This is a genomic window from Streptomyces sp. NPDC001339, from assembly GCF_042895955.1.
Classification (GTDB): Bacteria; Actinomycetota; Actinomycetes; order Streptomycetales; family Streptomycetaceae; genus Streptomyces.
Window position 1 is genome coordinate 81,397 of the sequence record NZ_JBIAWT010000005.1, and the last position, 20,089, is coordinate 101,485.

The 20,089-nt window shown below is 71.5% G+C and carries 16 protein-coding genes; 8 read left to right on the plus strand and 8 right to left on the minus strand.

Features of this window, described 5'->3' with window-relative positions:
• Positions 1-318 precede the first annotated feature (318 nt).
• Positions 319-966: a GPP34 family phosphoprotein gene (locus ACFY12_RS15720; protein WP_390716351.1), complete on the minus strand. Its 648-nt coding sequence runs from the start codon at positions 964-966 to the stop codon at positions 319-321.
• Complete coding sequence (gene fahA, locus ACFY12_RS15725; RefSeq protein WP_390716352.1) at positions 963-2,189, minus strand: fumarylacetoacetase; 1,227 nt, start codon at positions 2,187-2,189, stop codon at positions 963-965. Before fahA ends, ACFY12_RS15720 begins: the two co-directional genes overlap by 4 nt.
• 922 nt (positions 2,190-3,111) lie before the next feature.
• Here fahA and ACFY12_RS15730 point away from each other — a divergent pair.
• Positions 3,112-4,125, plus strand: a complete 1,014-nt coding sequence (locus tag ACFY12_RS15730) for a polyprenyl synthetase family protein (RefSeq protein ID WP_390716353.1) — start codon at positions 3,112-3,114, stop codon at positions 4,123-4,125.
• Between the two features lie 293 nt (positions 4,126-4,418).
• Positions 4,419-5,735 (plus strand): outer membrane lipoprotein carrier protein LolA, encoded by a 1,317-nt coding sequence (locus ACFY12_RS15735; RefSeq protein ID WP_390716354.1) that lies wholly within the window; start codon positions 4,419-4,421, stop codon positions 5,733-5,735.
• Positions 5,736-5,960: 225 nt separating this feature from the next.
• Here the strand turns inward: ACFY12_RS15735 and rarD are convergent, their stop codons facing one another.
• The 6 genes from rarD to ACFY12_RS15765 all read right to left on the minus strand — a co-directional run bounded on the left by rarD (position 5,961) and on the right by ACFY12_RS15765 (position 14,895).
• Positions 5,961-6,938, minus strand: coding sequence for an EamA family transporter RarD (gene rarD, locus ACFY12_RS15740; RefSeq protein ID WP_390716355.1), 978 nt, complete (start codon positions 6,936-6,938; stop codon positions 5,961-5,963).
• Between the two features lie 297 nt (positions 6,939-7,235).
• Complete coding sequence (locus ACFY12_RS15745) at positions 7,236-8,252, minus strand: 2-oxoacid:ferredoxin oxidoreductase subunit beta (RefSeq protein WP_390716798.1); 1,017 nt, start codon at positions 8,250-8,252, stop codon at positions 7,236-7,238.
• A gap of 133 nt (positions 8,253-8,385) precedes the next feature.
• Complete coding sequence (locus ACFY12_RS15750) at positions 8,386-10,326, minus strand: 2-oxoacid:acceptor oxidoreductase subunit alpha (RefSeq protein WP_390716356.1); 1,941 nt, start codon at positions 10,324-10,326, stop codon at positions 8,386-8,388.
• A gap of 627 nt (positions 10,327-10,953) precedes the next feature.
• A complete protein-coding gene (locus tag ACFY12_RS15755) occupies positions 10,954-11,613 on the minus strand; it encodes a LuxR C-terminal-related transcriptional regulator (protein ID WP_390716799.1) in 660 nt (219 codons plus the stop codon).
• Between the two features lie 215 nt (positions 11,614-11,828).
• A complete protein-coding gene (locus ACFY12_RS15760) occupies positions 11,829-13,178 on the minus strand; it encodes a sensor histidine kinase (protein ID WP_390716357.1) in 1,350 nt (449 codons plus the stop codon).
• Between the two features lie 361 nt (positions 13,179-13,539).
• The gene (locus tag ACFY12_RS15765) at positions 13,540-14,895 is read right to left on the minus strand and encodes a sensor histidine kinase (protein ID WP_390716358.1); all 1,356 of its coding nucleotides are present in this window, start codon (positions 14,893-14,895) and stop codon (positions 13,540-13,542) included.
• A 336-nt stretch (positions 14,896-15,231) separates the two neighbouring features.
• On the opposite strand from ACFY12_RS15765, the gene ACFY12_RS15770 reads away from it, so the two are divergent.
• Genes ACFY12_RS15770 through ACFY12_RS15795 form a run of 6 tightly spaced genes read left to right on the plus strand, consistent with a single transcriptional unit; the run spans position 15,232 to position 20,086 of the window.
• Complete coding sequence (locus ACFY12_RS15770; protein WP_066930976.1) at positions 15,232-15,633, plus strand: NADH-quinone oxidoreductase subunit A; 402 nt, start codon at positions 15,232-15,234, stop codon at positions 15,631-15,633.
• Positions 15,624-16,376, plus strand: a complete 753-nt coding sequence (locus tag ACFY12_RS15775) for an NADH-quinone oxidoreductase subunit B (RefSeq protein WP_390716359.1) — start codon at positions 15,624-15,626, stop codon at positions 16,374-16,376. Before ACFY12_RS15770 ends, ACFY12_RS15775 begins: the two co-directional genes overlap by 10 nt.
• Entirely contained in the window at positions 16,373-17,731 is a 1,359-nt protein-coding gene (locus ACFY12_RS15780) for an NADH-quinone oxidoreductase subunit C (RefSeq protein WP_390716360.1), read from the plus strand. Before ACFY12_RS15775 ends, ACFY12_RS15780 begins: the two co-directional genes overlap by 4 nt.
• A complete protein-coding gene (locus ACFY12_RS15785) occupies positions 17,728-18,693 on the plus strand; it encodes an NADH-quinone oxidoreductase subunit H (RefSeq protein WP_390716361.1) in 966 nt (321 codons plus the stop codon). The genes ACFY12_RS15780 and ACFY12_RS15785 overlap by 4 nt, the downstream gene beginning before the upstream one ends.
• A complete protein-coding gene (locus tag ACFY12_RS15790; protein ID WP_390716362.1) occupies positions 18,693-19,403 on the plus strand; it encodes a NuoI/complex I 23 kDa subunit family protein in 711 nt (236 codons plus the stop codon). The genes ACFY12_RS15785 and ACFY12_RS15790 overlap by 1 nt, the downstream gene beginning before the upstream one ends.
• Positions 19,400-20,086, plus strand: a complete 687-nt coding sequence (locus tag ACFY12_RS15795; RefSeq protein WP_390716363.1) for an NADH-quinone oxidoreductase subunit J — start codon at positions 19,400-19,402, stop codon at positions 20,084-20,086. Before ACFY12_RS15790 ends, ACFY12_RS15795 begins: the two co-directional genes overlap by 4 nt.
• Positions 20,087-20,089 lie beyond the last annotated feature (3 nt).

Genomic DNA, 20,089 nt, shown 5'->3' on the forward strand with positions numbered 1-20,089 from the left:
TAGCAGCGGCCCCCGCCCCCGTCCGGCCTCTCGCCGGGATTGCGGCTACGCCGGTACGGACTTGGTGTGAGCCTGTGACAGGAAAAACGGCCGTGCCGGGCGAAGGGGATGAAGCGGGCGGGGTGGAGGGGTTCCCTTCCCTTCTGGGGGGGGGCTCCCCCTCCCCCTCCCGCCCCCACCCCTCCCTCCCGCCCCCACCAGCCGCCGACGATGCACGGCACACCGGCAACGCTCCTGTCGGGGCACCCCCGGGGCATCCCGACGTACTCGTACTCCCTCTCGTCCCTGGACCCCCTGGGCCTCTCCCCCCTGGGCCTCCTAGGCGCCGCCCCCCGCCGCGCTCTTGTCGTGCTGGACGGCGCGGAAGGCGGCGTACGCGGTCCACTCCTCCTTGGCCAGGCGCCGCAGGTCGCGCCGTAGGGGGCGATGGGCGCCGCCCGGCAGGAGGCCGGTGTCCAGACCGGTTGCCGAGACGTAGGCCGCCAGCAGTCGGCCGCGCCGGTCGGGGAACCGGGCATCGGCAGCCGCTGTGAAGCGGGCACGGGCCGGGGCCGCCAGATCCACCGGGCCCGCCGGGAAGCGGTCGTACGGGAAGAGCCCCAGGGCCCGGTGGTGCTCTCTGCGCAGAGCGCCACGCTCCTCCAGCCGGCGGAGGCACAACTCCTGGACGGACCGGCCGGAGCCGCGTACCCAGCGGTGCGCCTTGACGCCGTCGCCGCCCTTGGCCGGTGCGGGGAGCGCCGTCAGGGCGTGGTCGAGTACGGGATCGTCCAGCGGCAGTGGGTTGGTCACGGTGATGCGGTCGCCGCGGTCGACGGCGATCCGGCCGGCCGCCTCCAAGTCGGCCAGTGCCGCCCCGGCCAGCCCGTACCGGAGATACGTGGGGTTGTTCAGGAGGCGGCCGCGGACCGGGTCGAGGGCGAGGAGGAGTAACTCCTCGGGGAGCGTGAGCGGATTGCCGGTCATGTCGCCTCGCGGTCCGGGACGGCGGGCGCGGGCAGGATGCGGCCGGTGACCTCGCCGAAGCCGATCCGGGCGCCGTCGGGGCCCGGCGCCCAGGCCGTGAGGGTGACCTCGTCGCCGTCCTGGAGGTAGGGGCCCTTGCCCTGGGTGAGTTCGAGCAGACAGCCGAGCTGGTCCGGCTCGGGTCCGGAGACGGTGCCGGACGCGAAGAGGTCACCGGTGCGCAGGGAGGCGCCGTTGACGGTCATATGGGCCAGTTGCTGGGCCGCGGTCCAGTACATCGTGGAGAACGGGGGCCGGGAGACGGTCTCGCCGTTGATGTGGACCTCGATGCGGATGTCGATGCCGCCCGGTTCGGCGGTCGTGTCGTCGAGGTAGGGGAGCAGCGGCAGGTCCCGGGCGGGCGGTGTCGTACGGGCCGCGTCGAGGGCGTCGAGCGGGGTGACCCAGGCGGACACGGAGGTGGCGAAGGACTTTCCCAGGAACGGGCCGAGCGGCAGGTACTCCCAGGCCTGGATGTCCCGCGCGGACCAGTCGTTGAGCAGGCAGACGCCGAAGACGTGATCGCGGAAGGAGTCGAGTCCGACCGGCTCGTGGAGTGTGGACGGTGTGCCGACGACGAAGCAGACCTCGGCCTCGATGTCGAGGCGGATGGACGGGCCGAAGACCGGCGCCTCGTCCGTGGGCGCCTTGCGCTGGCCGTTGGGCCGTACGACCGGGGTGCCCGTGGCGACGACCGTGCCCGCCCGGCCGTGGTAACCGATCGGCAGATGCTTCCAGTTGGGGGGCAGGGCCGCACCGTTCGGGCGGAAGATCCGGCCGACGTTGGTGGCGTGGTGCTCGCTGGAGTAGAAGTCGACGTAGTCCGCGACCTCGAAGGGGAGATGGAGGGTGACCTCGTCCAACCGGTGGAGAAGCGGCGCCACTTCGTCGCGGTGCGTCCGGTCGGTCACGGCGCTGTGGACGGCCGTGCGGATCTGCTGCCAGACGGGGCGGCCCGCGGCCATCAGCGGGTTGAGGGTCGGTGCGGCGAGCAGTTCGGCGTGCGGATGGATGGCGGCGGGCAGCGCGCTGGGCAGGGCGCTCAAGTCGAGGACATGGCTGCCGTAGCGGACGCCGAGGCGGTGCTGGTCGGGCGCGTCGGTGGTACTGAAGACGCCGTAGGGGAGGTTGTGCGGGCCGAAGGGGTCGCCTTCTGCCAGGTCGAACGGGCTCTGCTCGGGCATGGACAGCTCCTCGCGTTCGTCGTCGCCAGTGGGCCGGCCGGACCGGTCAGGGGGCTGATCAGAGGGCTGATCAATCCCCTGCCCGGCGGCTCTGTCGATCAGAGTACGGCCGGGCAGGCCGCGGCGATGAGGCCTGTGGATAACTTGCGTGAGGGGCGGGCCGGGCGGGTGAGCGGCACCCGCCCTCCGGCCCGGGGCGGGCGGGAGGGCGCCCGGCGGCCCTGGCGGCGCGGGGGTGGGACCGGCCGCCTCGGCCCTCCGCGGCCGCCGGGGCGAGGAGAGCCGCGCGCGTACGGAACGCGGCCGGCCGCGGCGCCGTACATACGCCCCTGCGGCACGGCACCCACACCCCGGGGGCGCCGCACGTACCCCGAGGCCCGGCAATGTCCGGAAAACCCTTGCCGGACGGCGCAATTCGGTTCTGGATTCGGTTCTGGCTTCTTCGTGCGCCGCCACGCAGGACCGTTCGCGCAAGTCCGTTTCAGCCCCCCGCGCGGCTCCGTGGCTCACGGCCCGCCGCTCCCCGTCCGCCCTGCTGCTCCCCGCCCGCCCCGCTGCTCATGGCGCCGCCGCTCCGTCCTGCCGCGCGGGTCGGCCGCGCAGGTCGGCCGCCCCGTTGAAGACCGGTCCGGCGAAGATGGCCGAAGGGCGCGAAGCCGGCGCGGTATATCGGCCCTCCGGCCACAGCTGTGGCTCCTGGGGCAGCCGGGAATGTGAGGACTGTCGCCATCGCCGCTCCTCGACGTCAACAACACAGCACAATGTGATCCACGCCATGCCGCCCGGGGATCGTCGCGCTTCCCGGGCGGCTCAGGGGGCGGGCGCTCACGGTGATCGAACTGGGACCGGATACGCTGGCCAATGGTGGAGACAGCGACAGATCGACATTCAGTTTGATCGTCAGCAGACAGGAGTACCCCTCGTGACCGTCGTCGGGCCCTTCGGGCTGAGCGTGCGGGACCAGGCTCTTGAGGCCGATGTCCAGGCCGGGTTGGCGGCTGTCGAGGAGGGCCTGCTGGAGGCCACCAAAAGCGACGTGCCGTTCATCACCGAGGCCGCGCAGCATCTCGTGCGCGCGGGCGGCAAGCGGTTCCGGCCGCTGCTGGTGATGCTCGCCGCCCAGTTCGGTGACACCCACAGCCCGGGCGTGGTGCCCGCCGCGGTGGTCGTGGAGCTGACCCACCTGGCGACGCTGTACCACGACGACGTGATGGACGAGGCCGATGTGCGCCGCGGCGTGGCCAGTGCCAACGCCCGCTGGGGTAACTCCGTCGCGGTGCTGACCGGCGACTTCCTCTTCGCCCGCGCCAGCCACATCCTCGCCGACCTCGGGCCCGAGGCGGTCCGTATTCAGGCCGAGGCGTTCGAGCGCCTGGTGACGGGCCAGATTCTGGAGACCGCCGGCCCGCGTGACGGCTGCGACCCCATCGACCACTATCTGGACGTCCTCGCGGGCAAGACCGGATCGCTGGTCGCCGTCGCCTGTCGGTTCGGCGCCATGATGTCGGGCGCTGACGAGTCGACGGCCAACATCCTCACTCAGTACGGAGAGCGGCTGGGCACCGCGTTCCAGCTGGCCGACGACGTTCTGGACATCGCCAGCGACTCGCACGAGTCCGGCAAAACGCCCGGAACCGATCTGCGCGAGGGCATCCCGACGCTGCCCGTGCTGCATCTGCGGGCCCGGGCCGAGAGCAGCTCCGGCACGCCCGAGGACCGGGCGCTGTGCGAGCTGCTGGCAGGGGACCTCACCGATGATGCCCGGCACGCCGAGGCGCTGGTCCGGCTGCGCGCCCATCCGGCGCTCGAAGAAGCCCGTCGGGACACCGTGCGGTACGCGGAGGAGGCGCGCGCCACGCTGGCGCCGCTGCCCGCGTGCATGGCCAAGTCGGCTCTCGAGGGCCTGTGCGACGCGGTGGTCCACCGGGCCGGGTGAAGCCGGGGCGGGGGCACCGGGCAGGCGGTCGGGGTCTGGCCGCCGGGTCCCCTAGGGGTACTCGAACAATCCCCTTAGGGGATGGGTCCGACTCCTGTTGTATGTGTTCCGCCGTGCGTTGACCGGCTGTCATACCTCAGCAGTACGACGAGTTGGGCCCGCGGGCTGACGCCTCGTGCCGGGCGTTTTGGTGAGATGGAGAGCACCACAGCGCGGCGGTCGGGTCCCCAGCGGCTCCAGGGGTGGGCGCTTGGACAGCGCAGCAACCGCCGCAGACGACGGAGGTAGGGCAGATGCCACGGAACGAACCGACAGAGGCCAACGAACCGACAGAGGTCACCGACGCATGGGGCGAGGAGCGTTCCTCGAAGCGCCGTAAGGCGGTGCGGTACGGCGTGCCGGTCGCGGTGGCGGGAGTCGCGGCGGCCACGATCGGGCTGGTTCCGGCGTTCGCCGGCTCCGGTTCCCCGGATCTGCCGAAGATCTCCGCACAGGACCTGATAGCCAAGATCGCCACGTCGGACGTCCAGCAGCTCTCCGGCACGGTCCGGGTCACCACGGACCTCGGCCTGCCGTCCCTGCCGGACGGGCTCGGCGGCGGGGCCGGTGGCTTCGGCGGCGGCCAGGGCAGCGCGGGCAGCGGTGAGAAGGACGGGGACGGCGCGTCCGTGTCGCCTGCGAAGAAGCTGATGGAGCTGGCGTCCGGTACGCACACGCTCCGTGTCGCCGCCGACGGCCCCGACAAACAGCGGGTGTCCATCGTCGACAAGGCCGCCGAGTACAGCCTCGTCCACAGCGGGAACGAGGTCTGGGCGTACGACAGCGGCAGCAACACCGCGGTCCACAGCACCGCGCCCGACGCGGGCCGGCACAGCGAGCGGGAGAAGCCCCGGGGCCTCCCCGGGGACCTGAAGAACGCCACCCCGCAGGACCTGGCGAAGCAGGCTCTGAAGGCGGTCGGTGACACCACCTCGGTCACCGTTGACGGCACCGCCAAGGTCGCCGGACGGGACGCCTACCAGCTGCTGATCAAGCCGAAGCAGGCCGCCTCGACGGTCGGGTCGATCCGGGTAGCGGTCGACGCGGCCAACGGGACGCCGCTGAAGTTCACCCTGACCCCGAAGAGCGGTGGCCCGGCCGCCATCGACGTCGGTTACACCAGCGTCGACTTCGCCAAGCCCGCGGCGAGCACGTTCTCCTTCACTCCGCCCAAGGGCGCCGAGGTCGTCGACGCCGTCAAGGAGCGGGCGAAGGAGGCGAAGGGCGAGCGCGCACACGGTAAGGACGTCACCGGGCGCAAGGACGTGAAGGAGTTCCGGAAGGGGCTGACGAAGGACCTGGGCGGGCTGAACGTCATCGGCGAGGGCTGGACGTCGATCGCCACGGTCAAGGGCGCCGGCTCCGGCCTGCCCACCGGCAAGGACAAGGCTGCGGGCGGGGACGCGGGCGCATTCCTGGACAGCATCGGCGAGAAGACCAGCGGCTCCTTCGGATCCGGCCGGATCTTCAGCACCCGCCTGGTCAACGCCCTGATAACGGACAACGGCGCCGTCTACGTCGGTGCCGTCGACAAGCAGGCCCTGATCGACGCGGCCAACGCCGCCAAGTAACGGGCCGCCGCGGTACGCCAGGGGCAGCAGGCGGTAGCCCGCCAGCGGTCCACCAGGCGGTAGTCCGTTAGCGGTCCACCAGGGGCAGCAGTACCAAGGGCTGCCGCGTCGCCCTGTCCCGGGCGGCGCGGCGCCACCCGCGGGCGACTCACCCATACGACCGCGGGTGGTACCCCCTCGGCGACCGGGCGATCGAGACCAGGGGGCCGACCAAGGCCTATCGCGTCACGGCGTGGCTGCTGTGGCCGTCGTAGCTGTCGTGGCCGCCGAGGCCGCCGTCTCGTTGGCGCGGGCCTCGGCCTCGGCCAGCTCCGCCCGTGCCCGTCGCGCGGTGCGCAGTGCGTCCCAGGTCAGCATCGCCAGGGCCACCCACACCAGCGCGAAGCCGGCCCAGCGCTCCGGCGGCATCCGCTCGTGGAAGGCCGTGAGCCCCAGCACGAACTGAAACGTCGGCGCCAGATACTGCATCATCCCGAGCACGGTCAGCGGCAGCCGCATGGCCGAGGCGCCGAAGCAGATCAGTGGTACCGCGGTGGCGACGCCGCAACCCGCGAGCAGCAGCGCCTGGTCCACCCCGCCGCTGAGGAAGTTCGACTCGCCGCGCGCACCGAGGAAGACCAAGTAGCCCAGCGCGGGCAGCAGCTGGAGGGCCGTCTCGGCGCTGAAGCCCTCGATGCCGTCGAGCTTGATGCCCTTCTTGACCAGCCCGTACGTCGCGAACGAGAGGGCCAGTCCGAGTGCGATCCAGGGCACCTTGCCGTAGGCGACGGTCATCACGACCACGGCCAGGGCGCCGATGCCCACCGCCGTCCACTGCAGCGGCCGCAGCCGTTCACGCAGCACGAGGACGCCGAAGGCGATGCTGACCAGCGGGTTGATGAAGTAGCCGAGCGACGCCTCCAGGACGTGGCCGGAGTTCACCGCCCAGATATAGAGGAACCAGTTCGCCGAGATGACCAGGGCGCAGACCAGGATCAACGCGAGCTTCCTGGGCTGCCGCAGCAGCGGGCCTATCCAGGCCCAGCGGCGCAGCACGGCCAGGATGACGACGGCGACGGGCAGTGACCACACCATGCGGTGGGCCAGGATCTCGGACGGCGCGGCGGCGTCCAGCAGATGCCAGTACAGCGGCAGCAGGCCCCACATGGTGTAGGCGGCGAGGCCGTAGGCGAGTCCGGTGCGCTGATCGGTTCTGGACGGCAAGGGGACCCTCCTGACGGTGCTGCGTTGACCCTGTGACGGTAGCGTCGTTCGGCCCCGCTCGTCATGTGCGTTCCGGCATACGGTCATGACGGGCGCGGGCAGGCGGGCCGCGCCGTGATCGCTGCGGACAAGCCGTGATCCCTGCGGACAACGAGTCCCGGACGCACGGTGCTCGGACAGCAAAGGTTCCCGGACGGCAAAGGTGCCCGGACGGCGAAACGGGGGCCTCCGGAAGTCCGTAAGAACGTCCGGAGGCCCCCGCCGGGCCGGAGTGGACTGTCGTGGGCCGGTCGGCCGTCAGCCCACGACCGTCCAGGTGTCGTTGCCGGTGAGCAGGGCGGCGAGGTCGCCCTTGCCCTGCTGTTCGGTGGCGGTGTCGAGCTGCTGGGCCATGAGGGTGTCGTAGACGGGCCGGTCGACGTTGCGCAGCACACCGATCGGGGTGTGGTGGAGGGTGTCCGGGTCGGCGAGCCGGGAGAGCGCGAAGGCCGTGGTGGGGGAGGGGCTGTGCGCGTCGTGCACCAGCACGGCGTCGGCGCCCTCCTCGGTGACGTCGATGACCTTGAGGTCGCCGGTGGCCGGGTCGCGGACCACGCCCTTGGAACCGAGGCCGTCGGGGGCCGGCGCGCCGAAGCGGATCGGCCGGCCGTGCTCCAGGCGGATAACGGCCTCCTGGGCCTGCTCCTTGTCCTTGAGGGCCTCGAAGGCGCCGTCGTTGAAGATGTTGCAGTTCTGGTAGATCTCCACCAGCGCCGTGCCCGGGTGGGCCGCGGCCTCGCGCAGCACCGAGGTCAGATGCTTGCGGTCGGAGTCGACGGTGCGGGCCACGAAGGACGCCTCGGCGCCCAGGGCGAGGGAGACGGGGTTGAAGGGGGCATCCAGCGACCCCATCGGCGTCGACTTGGTGATCTTGCCGATCTCGGAGGTGGGGCTGTACTGGCCCTTGGTCAGACCGTAGATCCGGTTGTTGAACAGCAGGATCTTGAGGTTGACGTTGCGGCGCAGGGCGTGGATGAGGTGGTTGCCGCCGATGGACAGCGCGTCGCCGTCGCCGGTGACGACCCAGACGCTCAGGTCGCGCCGCGAGGAGGCCAGGCCCGTGGCGATGGCCGGGGCGCGGCCGTGGATGGAGTGCATCCCGTAGGTGTTCATGTAGTACGGGAAACGGGAGGAGCAGCCGATACCGGAGACGAAGACGATGTTCTCCTTCGCCAGGCCCAGCTCGGGCATGAAGCCCTGGACGGCGGCGAGGACGGCGTAGTCACCGCAGCCGGGGCACCAGCGCACTTCCTGATCGGACTTGAAGTCCTTCATGGACTGCTTGCCCTCGGCCTTGGGCACCAGGGAGAGCGCCTCGATCTGCCCGGGCTTCTCCTCTGCGGTCTTCCCCTCCGCGGTCTTCCCCTCCGCAGTCTTCCCCTCCGCAGTCTTCTCCTCCGCGATCGTGTCAGTCATCGATGGCCTCCTTAAGGACCTCCGCGAGCTGCTCGGCCTTGAACGGCATGCCGCTGACCTGGGTGTGCGAGCGCGCGTCCACGAGGAACTTGGCGCGCAGCAGGGTGCTGAGCTGTCCGAGGTTCATCTCCGGCACGATCACGTGGTCGTAACGCCCGAGCACCTCGCCGAGATTCCTCGGGAAGGGGTTGAGGTGGCGCAGATGCACCTGGGCGATGTGCGCCCCTGCGCCCCTTACGCGCCGTACCGCCGCGGTGATGGGCCCGTATGTCGAACCCCAGCCCACCACGAGCGTGCGGGCCGCACCGGACGGGTCGTCGACCTCGACGTCCGGGACCTCGATGCCGTCCACCTTCGCCTGGCGGGTGCGCACCATGAAGTCGTGGTTGGCGGGGTCGTAGGAGATGTTGCCCGTGCCGTCCTGCTTCTCGATGCCGCCGATACGGTGCTCCAGGCCCGGCGTGCCCGGCACCGCCCAGGGGCGGGCCAGCGTCCGCTCGTCGCGCTTGTAGGGCCAGAACACCTCGGTCCCGTCCGCCAGTTGGTGGTTGGGGCCGGAGGCGAACTGGACGCGCAGATCCGGGAGTTCGTCGACATCGGGAATCCGCCAGGGCTCGGAGCCGTTGGCCAGATAGCCGTCGGAGAGCAGGAAGACGGGGGTGCGGTAGGTCAGCGCGATACGGGCCGCCTCCAGCGCCGCGTCGAAACAGTCGGCGGGCGTCCTGGGTGCCACGACCGGCACCGGGGCCTCGCCGTTGCGGCCGTACATCGCCTGGAGCAGGTCGGCCTGTTCGGTCTTGGTGGGCAGACCCGTCGACGGCCCGCCGCGCTGGATGTCCACGATCAGCAGCGGAAGCTCAAGGCTCACCGCCAGGCCGATGGTCTCCGACTTCAGCGCCACACCGGGGCCCGAGGTCGTCGTCACCGCGAGCGAGCCGCCGAACGCCGCGCCCAGCGCCGCGCCGATACCCGCGATCTCGTCCTCCGCCTGGAACGTCCGCACACCGAAGTTCTTGTGCCGGGACAGCTCGTGCAGGATGTCGGAGGCCGGAGTGATCGGGTACGAGCCCAGGTAGAGCGGCAGATCCGCCTGCCGGCTCGCCGCGACCAGCCCGTAGGAGAGCGCGAGGTTGCCGGAGATGTTGCGGTAGGTGCCGGTCGGGAAGGCCTTGGTGGCCGGGGCGACCTCGTACGACGTCGCGAAGTCCTCGGTGGTCTCGCCGAAGTTCCAGCCCGCCCGGAAGGCGGTGACGTTCGCCTCCGCGATATCCGGCTTCTTCGCGAACTTCGCCCGCAGGAACTTCTCCGTACCCTCCGTCGGACGGTGGTACATCCACGACAGCAGACCCAGCGCGAACATGTTCTTGCTGCGCTCGGCCTCCTTGCGGGAGAGCCCGAACTCCTTGAGCGCCTCGATCGTCAGCGTCGTCAGCGGTACCGGATGGACGTGGTACGCGGACAGCGAGCCGTCCTCCAGGGGGCTGGTCTCGTAGCCGACCTTCGCCATCGGGCGCTTGGTGAACTCGTCGGTGTTGACGATGATCTCCGCGCCCCGGGGGACGTCGGCGAGGTTCGCCTTGAGGGCGGCCGGGTTCATCGCGACCAGGACGTTCGGGGCGTCGCCGGGGGTGAGGATGTCGTGGTCGGCGAAGTGCAGCTGGAAGCTGGAGACCCCCGGCAGCGTGCCGGCGGGCGCCCGGATCTCGGCGGGGAAGTTCGGCAGCGTCGACAGGTCGTTGCCGAACGACGCCGTCTCGGACGTGAAACGGTCCCCGGTGAGCTGCATACCGTCACCGGAGTCACCGGCGAACCGGATGATCACCCGGTCCAGACGCCGGACTTCCTTGCCTTGCCCGCCGTCACCGGCAGAGCGCTGTTCCCCGACAAGCGCTGCGTCGGTCTGCTCGGCTGGGCTACTGACCTGGCTGGTCACTGCTTCGGACCTCCCTCGAGGGGTGCGGCGTCCCCGCCGGAGGCAGGGCTCGGGACGTGTCGTACCGGACGGTTGTCCCATAACCATCGTACGTGGGTAAGGGTGCCCTTCCCCGGGGTGATCGCATGGTGGGCCTTGATATGAGACACCGGTCTGGTGTGTTTTGTCATGAAATCACCGCCCCCGTGAGCCCTTATCCATGACGCTCCGGACTCGTGCTTTGGTTCTCGGTCCAAAGTCCTGGTCCCTGGGGGGTGGGGCGGTCCGGGGTGCGTCCCTGGGGGACGGGGCGGTCCTGTCTGGGGTGCGGGTGGTGGCCTGCCCTGGGGCCGGGCGACGGTCCGCGTCGACTCCGGGGCGACTCCGGGTCTACTCCGCGTCGACCGGCCCACCTGGCAGTGCGTCGTCGACCGGCTCACCTGGCAGTTCGTCAGGGCACGTCAGGCCTGAGTTGCGGGTCACGAGAGGGGCTGCGGCAGGGGCTGCGACAGGGGCTGTGATGCGGGTCGCGATGCGGGTCGAAACAGGGGCTGCAACAGGGGGCGCCGTCCGAGGCCACTCAGGACCTGGGACAGAGGCCCCTCAGGTCCTGAGACAGAGGCCCCTCAGGTCCTGAGACAGAGGCCCTCAGGACCTGAGACAGGTGAGCACGGCGAGCACCCTGCGGTGATCCTCGTCACTCTGCGCCAGCCCCAGCTTCAGGAAGATGTTGCTCACGTGCTTCTCCACCGCACCACCGCTGACCACCAGCTGACGGGCGATGGCGGAATTCGTCCGGCCCTCGGCCATCAGCCCCAGCACCTCCCGCTCCCGGGGAGTCAGATGCGCCAGTACATCCTGCTTACGGCTGCGTCCCAGCAGCTGCGCCACCACCTCCGGGTCCAGCGCGGTCCCGCCCTCGGCGACCCGGACCACCGCGTCGACGAAGTCGCGCACCTCGGCCACCCGGTCCTTGAGCAGATAGCCGACGCCCCGGCTCGAACCCGCCAGCAGCTCCGTGGCGTACTGCTCCTCGACGTACTGCGAGAGCACCAGCACCCCCAGGCCGGGGTGGTCCCGGCGCAGCCGGATCGCGGCCCGCACCCCTTCATCGGTGTGCGTCGGCGGCATCCGTACGTCCGCCACCACCACATCCGGCAGCGCGCCCCCGTCCGCCAGCTCCCCGATCGTCCTCACCAGCGCCTCGGCGTCGCCCACGCCCGCCACGACCTCGTGCCCCCGGTCGGTGAGCAGCCGGCTCAGCCCCTCCCGGAGCAGTACCGAATCCTCGGCGATGACCACCCGCACTTTGCCCTCGTCCTCCATCTCCATGTCCGCCACGGCCCGGCTCCCCCGCCCCTCCCTCATCCACCACACACCGCCCTGCCGGCCTCCAGCATCCCAGCATCTGGAAGGGCGGGGTGGGAAGGGGAGTGGGGAAGGGGAGCTGGGGGCGCTGATGGGCCGGCGCCCTCGTTGCGGTGAGCCTCGTTGCCTGGAGGCCGCCTGGAGGTTGTCCGCGGTTATCCGCGCCAGGGCAGCTCGGCGGTGATGGCCGTCGGGCCGCCGACCGGGGAGTCCACTGTCAGCAGGCCGTCGACGGAGGCGAGCCGTTCGGCGAGGCCCGCCAGGCCGGTGCCGCCGTGGGTGTCGGCGCCTGCATCGGTGCCATCGGTGCGGGGGCCGGTGCCGTGGATGCGGGCACCGTGGATGTGGGCACCGCCCCGTCCGTTGTCCGTCACCAGCAGCATGAGCCGGTCGGCGGTGCGCCGGACGTCCAGCGTCGCGCTGCCGGCCCGGGAGTGCTGGGAGACGTTCCGCAGCAGCTCACAGGCGGTGAAGTACGCCATGCCCTCGATCGCCGCGGCGGGCCTGCGGGCCAGGCTCAGGCCCGGGTCCACGGTCACCCGCACCGGAACCGTGCACCGCGCGGCGAGCGCCGACAGCGCCGGGCCGAGCCCCCGGTCGGTGAGGATCGCCGGGTGTATCCCACGGGCCAGGTCCCGCAGCTCCTGGAGCGCGATCTTCACCTCGCCGTGCGCCTCGTCGACCATCTTCGCGGCGGCCTGCGGATCCTCTGCCAGCTTCGCCTTCGCCAGCCCGAGATCCATCGCCAGCGAGGCCAGGCGGGCCTGCGCCCCGTCGTGCAGATCGCGCTCGATCCGCCGCAGGTCGGCCGCCGCGGTGTCGACCGCCGCCCCGCGCCCCGACTCCAGCTGCGAGACCCGTGTGACCAGGGACGACGGACCCAGCAGGCCCTGGACCATGATCCGGTCCACCTGCGTCAGCCCGTGGATCACCCACGGCCCGGCAAGCACCAGCAGCAGCCCGATCCCGCTGGTGAACCCGATCTCCGCCGGAGTGTCGACGTAGAAGCGGTGGCCACTGCCGAAGTCCCCCATCTGGATACCGGGCCGGCCGAGGTACGCGGGGAACGTCCACCGCCACAACGGATAGGACAGCAGCAGCCAGCCGACGGACCAGATCACCAGCGAGAAGACGAAGGCGAAGATCGCCCACGGGAAGTGCAGCAAGCAGTAGAGGTGGTGCCGCCAGGACGCCCCGCTCTTCAGCACGGCCCCGATCCACGCCGTCAGGCCCGGCTTCGCGGGACGCACCGGTTCTGGGGCGGCCACCTCCAGCCCCAGCAGTGCCCGGGCCCGCGCCCGCTCCAGGCCGCCCAGCGCCCGGCTGCCGGCCAGTCCGCCCGCCAGCACCGGGATGCCCAGGAACGTGACCAGCAGACCGGCTCCGAGCGCGATCACCGTTACCGCGTACGTGAACATCAGGACAGCCATCGGAAGGCTGAGAAAGAGGTACAGAAACTCCCGCCACGCCCGCCCGGAGAAGGGAGCCCGCAGCCCCGCGGGCACCCGGGAGCCGCGGGGGCGCGGTGCGTGCGGTGCGTGCGCTGCCTTCGATGTCTGCGATGAGTTCGATGCGTGCGATGAGTTCGATGCGTGCGATGAGTTCGATGTGTGTGGTGCGTGTGGTGCGTGCGATGCGTATGCGGTGTCCATCTCGTCCCGTCGTCTGCTCTGCCGTCTGCGGTCCCCGTACGCGGTCTTCGTACGCGCCACCCGTGTGGCCTTCCGCCCAGTGGCGTTTCCGCCCAGTGGCGTTTCCGCTACGACAAGCCTTCGCGACCCCGGCTCCCCGCACCATGAGGCTCTTTGCAGTCTTCTCCTGGGGTTTTCCCCACCCCCGAACCCGCGATCGAGCGCAATCGGCTGGTCAGCGGCCCTTCGGCGCCGGCCGCCACGGGAGCTCCGCCGTCACCCGTGTCGGCCCGCCGACCGGAGAATCCAGGACGAACAGACCGTCCACCGACCCCAGCCGCTCGGCGAGCCCGGCCATCCCGCTACCGCCGTCCAGCCGCGCCCCGCCCTGCCCGTCGTCCACCACCTTGATCAGCAGCCGATCGCCCACCCGTCGCCCACCACCGCCCTTGCCCGAGGGCCCTGCGGGCCCGCCCCTCTTGACGCGCCGCACCTCGACGGACGCCTGCCGCGCTCCGCTGTGCTTGGCGACGTTCTGCAACAGCTCGGAGACGGTGAAGTAGACGATCCCCTCGATGGCCGGCGCGGGCCGCTCGTCCAGAACCACGGAGGTCGTCGTGGGCACCGTGCAGCGCCCGGCCAGGGAGGCCAGGGCAGGCCCCAGACCACGGTCGGTGAGGATCGCCGGATGGATGCCCCGCGCCAGATCCCGTAGCTCTTGCAGCGCCAGCTTCACCTCACCGTGTGCCTCGTCCACCATCGCGGCCACGCTCGCGTCGGCCTGCCCCTCCAGCAGCTTCTCCTTCGCCAGGCCGAGCCCCATGGCCAGCGCCACCAGCCGGGCCTGTGCCCCGTCGTGCAGATCCCGTTCGATGCGCCGCAGGTCGGCGGCCGCGGTGTCGGTCACCGTCATCCGGTCCGACTCCAGCTCGGCGATCCGCCGCTCCAGCTCGTCGGACGGCGACAGCAGCCCGCGCACCATCGCCCGGTCCACGTTCGACAGCCAGCGCGCCGTCCACGGCAGCACCGGCCATGCCACCAGGAGCGAGACGAGGACGACGCAGAACGTGAGCAGCGCCCACGGCAGCCGGACGAACGCGAACAGCGCATGCCGCCACGCCACCGGATCCTTCAGACCCGTCCACAACCAGGGGAAAAAGCCCTGCTCCCGCACCCGCACCGGGCTCGGTTCCTCGATCCGCACCCCGAGCAGCACCCGCGCCCGGGCCCGCTCCAGCTTCCCGTACCGCCGGCACACCCTCAGCCCCACGGCCAGCAGCGGCAGCCCGATCACCGTGACGGACATCCCGATGCCCAGCGCCAGCCACACCGCCAGCGCCACGAACGCCGCGAGGCCCAGCGGGAGGTTGGCCAGCAGATACCCGATCTCCCGCCAGGTCGCACCACTGAGCGCCGGGCGGGGCGGCGGTGGCGTATCGCCGCCCGGCGCGCCGTCCAGTGCGCCGTCCAGCGCGCCGTGCAGTGCGCCGTCCTGGGCGTTGCCCGGTGTGGTGCCGGGCTGGTCTGTGGCGCTGGACTGGTCTGTGGCGCTGGGCTGGTCTGTGGCGCTGGGCCGGAAACTCTCCATCATGCGCACAGCGTGCCTGGCCGCTCCACCCCGTGCCATGGGGTGGCCGGGGTGATCGGCGGTGGGGTTTACCCCACGTCTTTCGACGCACCTGACTCGACCGACGCCGTCCGCTCTGTGAGATGGCGGCTGAGACGGCCGGGCGGGCCGTCCGCGCCGCACGCCGCCCAGGTGGGGTGAAGTCGGGGCGAAGTGCGGACAAGTTCACTGTCGGCTGACCATCGGCTCACCGTCGGCGAAGACGCGGCTGCTCGGGGCGGCGTCCCAGGGCCTAGACTCCCGTTCCGTACAGATCGTCGAAGTCGTTGAACAAGCGCAGTCAGGGAGCGAGGGGCGGACGTGCCGGACGCGACCGTACGCACCACCGTCGCCGCGGACTACTTCCAGGGTTACTCGGTCGTCGGGATCATCGCCGTGGTCGGCGTGCTCTTCGTCGCCGTGGCCTTCGGGGCCGGGCGGCTGCTGAGGCCTGTCGTACCGACGCCCGAGAAGCTGCTGACGTACGAGTGCGGCGTGGACCCGGTCGGTGAGGGCTGGGCGCACACCCAGGTCCGCTACTACGTCTACGCCTTCCTCTACGTCATCTTCGCCGTCGACTCGATCTTCCTGTTCCCCTGGGCGACGATCTTCGCCGCCCCCGGCTTCGGCGGGGTGACGCTCGTGGAGATGTTCATCTTCCTCGGGTTCCTCGCCATCGGCCTGCTCTACGCATGGAAGAAGGGCGTCCTGCAATGGACGTGACTCCCGCCTCCGCCGGCCCGGCAGCCGCCGCGTCCCAGAGCTCCGGACCCGAGGGCCCCGCGCCCGAGTTCCTGCCGGCGCCGCGCCGTCTGGGCACACTCGCCCGGCTCGCGCCGGAACCGATGAAGGTCGTCCTCAACTGGGGACGCCGCTACAGCCTGTGGGTCTTCAACTTCGGCCTGGCCTGTTGCGCCATCGAGTTCATCGCCGCTTCCATGGCGCGTCACGACTTCATCCGGCTCGGCGTGATCCCGTTCGCGCCCGGCCCGCGCCAGGCCGACCTGATGGTCGTCTCCGGCACCGTCACCGACAAGATGGCGCCGGCGGTCAAGCGGCTCTACGAGCAGATGCCCGAGCCGAAGTACGTCATCTCCTTCGGGGCCTGCTCCAACTGCGGCGGTCCCTACTGGGACTCGTACTCGGTCACCAAGGGCGTCGACCAGATCATCCCGGTCGATGTGTACGTACCGGGCTGCCCGCCGCGGCCGGAGGCGCTGCTTCAGGGGATCCTCAAGCTCCAGGAGAAGATCGCGCGCGAGTCGCTGGGGGAGCGGTACCGGGAGCCGCGCGCGAAGGGCGGTGCCGGGCGGCCCTCGGCGGCCGCGCTGCGCAGCGGACTGGTGACGGCGCCCTCGGCGCCCGCGCCGACGGCTGCCGGGCCGACGGCTGCCGGATCGGCCGGATCGGCCGGGTCGGCCGACTCGGCTGGGGAGTCGGCGGCGCCAGGGGAGGAGCCCCGATGAGCGAGCGGCCGCAGAACTCCGAGACGCCGGAGAACCCCCGGACGCCCGAGCAGGCGGAGCAGCCGGAGCCGGCGGAGCAGGCTGCCCCTGCTCCTGGGCCCGCCTCTGGTCCTGAGCCCGCTCCCGCTCCTGAGGCTGCCTCTGCTCCTGAGCCCGCCCCCGAGCCTGAGCCTGTCGTCGGCTGGCTGTCGCGGCCCGCGAGCGAGATCTTCGGTACGGGGGCCACGGCGGAGCTGGCGTACGACCTGCTGACCGTCGACGTCCCCGCGGACGGCTGGCTGACCGCGCTCACGGCCGCGCGCGACGACCTCGGCTGCCGCTACTTCGACTGGCTGAGCGCCGTCGACGAGCCCGGCACCGGCTTCCGGATCTGCGCGCACCTCGCGGACGTGGCCCACCCGGGGACGGTCCGCCGGCTGGTCATACGGACGACGGTGCCGCACGAGGCGGCCGCGCTGCCCACTGCTGTGGGCGTGTACGCGGGCGCGGGCTGGCATGAGCGCGAGACCCACGAGATGTTCGGCGTCGACTTCACCGGTCACCCGCACCTCGTCCCGCTGCTGCTCCCGGACGGTTTCGAAGGGCACCCGCTGCGCAAGGACTTCGTGCTGGCGGCGCGGGTCGCCAAGGCGTGGCCGGGGGCGAAGGAGCCGGGAGAGTCCGAGCATGGCGGGCCCAAGCGGCGGCAGATGCTGCCCCCGGGGGTTCCGGACCCGAATGAGTGGGGGCCGTTGAAGGGCCAGTTGCCGCCCGCGCCCGCGCGGCCGGCGCGGGGTGCCCGCGCGGCCGGCGGTGCCAGGGCGGCCGGCGGTGCCCGGGCGGCAGGGGCCGCGGCCGGCGAACGGCCGGCCCGGCGTACCCGTAGCGCGAGCGCGGGCTCGGCGAGCCAGCAGGCCGCGGGGGAGGGGGCCGGAGCCCCGGCCACCCCGGCGGCACCCGTAACCCCTGCGCCCCCGGCGGCCGGGGAAACCCCGACCCCGCCCCCGACGCCGGCGACGCCCGCCGCCCCGGCGCGTACCGAGCGGCCGGAGCGCCCCGAGCGCCCGGCCCGCCGTACCCGCTCGGCGAGCGAGGGGTCGGCGAGCCAGCAGCGGGCCGCGGCGGAAGCGCCGGAACCGTCCGACGCGCCCTGGCACCACGCCCGCCCCGCCTTCGACGAGCCGGAGCAGAAGCCCGCGCCCGAGAAGCCGGAGATGCCGGAGAAGCCGGAGACGTCCGAGAAACCGGCACCGAAGAAGCCCTCACCAGAGGAGCCCTCACCCGAGAAACCTGCGTCCGAGAACTCGGCATCCGAGAACTCCGCCTCCGAGAAACCCGAGTCCGAGAAGCCCGCACAGGGAGGTGACACCCCATGAGCGAAGCTCTCGACATCGCGCTGCGCCTCCTCGCCGTCTTCGTCGTGTTCCTGGTGTTCCCCCTGGTCATCGGGCAGACCGAGCACAAGGTCATGGCCCATATGCAGGGCCGCCTCGGGCCCATGTACGCGGGCGGGTTCCACGGCTGGGCCCAACTGGTCGCCGACGGTGTGAAGTTCGCGCAGAAGGAAGACATCGTTCCGGCCGGCGCCGACCGGCGGATCTTCCAGCTCGCACCCGCCGTCGCCCTGCTGCCGTACCTCCTGGTCCTGATCGCCATCCCGATCGGCCCGGACAACGCGGTGGGGCAGGCCCTGGACGCCGGGATCTTCTTCGTCCTCGCCGTCATGGGCGTCGGCGTACTCGGCTCGCTGATGGCCGGCTGGGCCTCCGCGAACAAGTTCTCGCTGCTCGGCGGCCTGCGGACGGCCGCACAGCTGCTGGCGTACGAGCTGCCGATGCTGCTCGCCGCGGCGTCGGTCGCCATGGCGGCCGGCACGCTCTCGTTGCCCGGCATCGTCGAGGCCTTCCACTGGTGGTGGGTGCCGTGGCAGCTCGTGGGCGGGCTGGTCTTCTTCACCGCGGGGCTCGCCGAGCTCCAGCGGCCGCCGTTCGACATGCCGGTCGCCGACTCGGAGATCATCTTCGGTGCTTACACCGAGTACACCGGGCTGCGCTTCGCGCTCTTCCTGCTCGCCGAGTACGCGGGCATCGTCGTCCTGTGCGCGCTGACGTCCGTGCTCTTCCTCGGCGGCTGGCACGGCCCGTTCGGCGCCGACGGCCTGGGCTGGCTGTGGACGCTGCTGAAGACCGCGATCCTCGCGTTCGGGGTCATCTGGCTGCGGGTGACGTACCCGCGGCTGCGCGAGGACCAGCTCCAGAAGCTCTCCTGGACGGTCCTCATCCCGCTGGCCCTGGCCCAGATCGCCGTCACCGGCGTCGTCAAGGTGGTGATCTCCTGATGGGCATCCCTGGATCGGGCCTCGCCAAGGGCCTGGCCGTCACCCTGCGGACGATGACGCGGAAGTCCGTCACCGCGCAGTACCCGGACGTCCAGCCCGACCTCCCGCCCCGTACCCGCGGTGTCATCGGGCTGTTCGAGGAGAACTGCACGGTCTGCATGCTGTGCGCCCGTGAGTGCCCGGACTGGTGCATCTACATCGACTCCCACAAGGAGACGGTGCCGCCGGCCGCGCCCGGAGGACGGGAGCGCAGCCGCAATGTGCTGGACCGCTTCGCGATCGACTTCTCGCTGTGCATGTACTGCGGTATCTGCATCGAGGTCTGCCCCTTCGACGCGCTCTTCTGGTCGCCGGAGTTCGAGTACGCCGAGACGGACATCCGCGAGCTGACCCATGAGCGGGACAAGCTCCGCGAATGGATGTGGACGGTGCCCGAGCCGCCGGCGCTCGACCCGGCGGCCGAGGAGCCCAAGGAGCTCGGCGCCGCCCGCAAGGCCGCGGACAAGCTCGCCGCCCAGCAGGCGGCGGAAGCCGCGGCGCAGGCGGCAGCGCAGGCCGAGGCCGGAAACCAGCAACGACCGGAGAACTCAGAGCCCTCAGAAGGCTCATCAGAGAACTCAGAGACCTCAGCAACCTCATCAGAGAACTCGGGGAACTCAGAGAACTCAGGGACCTCAGACGCCTCGGACACCTCAGGGGAGGAAGCGTGACGCTCGCCGCCACGGCCGCAGCAGGCCACGGCTTCCTCTCGCCCACCGGTGTCGAGATCGCCTTCCTGCTCGTCGGGATCGCCACCCTCGGCGCGGCCGTCATCACCGTCACCACCCGGCAGCTGGTGCACGCCGCCCTCTGGCTGGTCGTCGCCCTCGGTGGGGTCGCTGTCGAATACCTCCTCCTCACGGCCGAGTTCATCGCCTGGGTGCAGGTGCTGATCTATGTCGGCTCCGTGGTCGTCCTCCTCCTCTTCGGGCTGATGCTGACGAAGGCGCCCATCGGACGGTCCCCGGACGCCGACTCCGGCAACCGCTGGGCGGCGCTCGCGGTGGCCCTCGCCTCGGCCGCCGCCCTGGTCTGGGTGGTCGTCGATGCCTTCCGCGCCACCTGGATCGATCTGGGCACCCCCCAGGGCTCCAGCGAAACCGCGGGGCGCAGCCTCTTCCAGTACTGGGTGCTGCCCTTCGAGGCGCTGTCCGTGCTGCTGCTCGCCGCGCTCGTCGGGGCGATCGTGCTGTCCCGCAAGACGGGCGAGGGCAAGGGCGCCGCGGCCACCCTGACGAACGGCGCCTCCGGCGCTCCCGCAGCGGCCCCCGCGACCCCCGCCGCCCCCGCGGCCCCGGCAGATCCCGCAGGTCCCCCGGCCCCGGCCCCCGCCCCGCGAGAGGAGCGGCGCTGATGC

Bases quoted from the DNA above. Each gene is read 5' to 3' on its own strand.
- ACFY12_RS15735 (WP_390716354.1), top strand. From the start codon at position 4,419: ATGCCACGGAACGAACCGACAGAGGCCAACGAACCGACAGAGGTCACC.
- ACFY12_RS15765 (WP_390716358.1), bottom strand. From the start codon at position 14,895: ATGATGGAGAGTTTCCGGCCCAGCGCCACAGACCAGCCCAGCGCCACA.
- ACFY12_RS15745 (WP_390716798.1), bottom strand. From the start codon at position 8,252: ATGAAGGACTTCAAGTCCGATCAGGAAGTGCGCTGGTGCCCCGGCTGC.
- ACFY12_RS15775 (WP_390716359.1), top strand. From the start codon at position 15,624: ATGGACGTGACTCCCGCCTCCGCCGGCCCGGCAGCCGCCGCGTCCCAG.
- ACFY12_RS15780 (WP_390716360.1), top strand. From the start codon at position 16,373: ATGAGCGAGCGGCCGCAGAACTCCGAGACGCCGGAGAACCCCCGGACG.
- ACFY12_RS15720 (WP_390716351.1), bottom strand. From the start codon at position 966: ATGACCGGCAATCCGCTCACGCTCCCCGAGGAGTTACTCCTCCTCGCC.
- ACFY12_RS15790 (WP_390716362.1), top strand. From the start codon at position 18,693: ATGGGCATCCCTGGATCGGGCCTCGCCAAGGGCCTGGCCGTCACCCTG.
- fahA (WP_390716352.1), bottom strand. From the start codon at position 2,189: ATGCCCGAGCAGAGCCCGTTCGACCTGGCAGAAGGCGACCCCTTCGGC.
- ACFY12_RS15785 (WP_390716361.1), top strand. From the start codon at position 17,728: ATGAGCGAAGCTCTCGACATCGCGCTGCGCCTCCTCGCCGTCTTCGTC.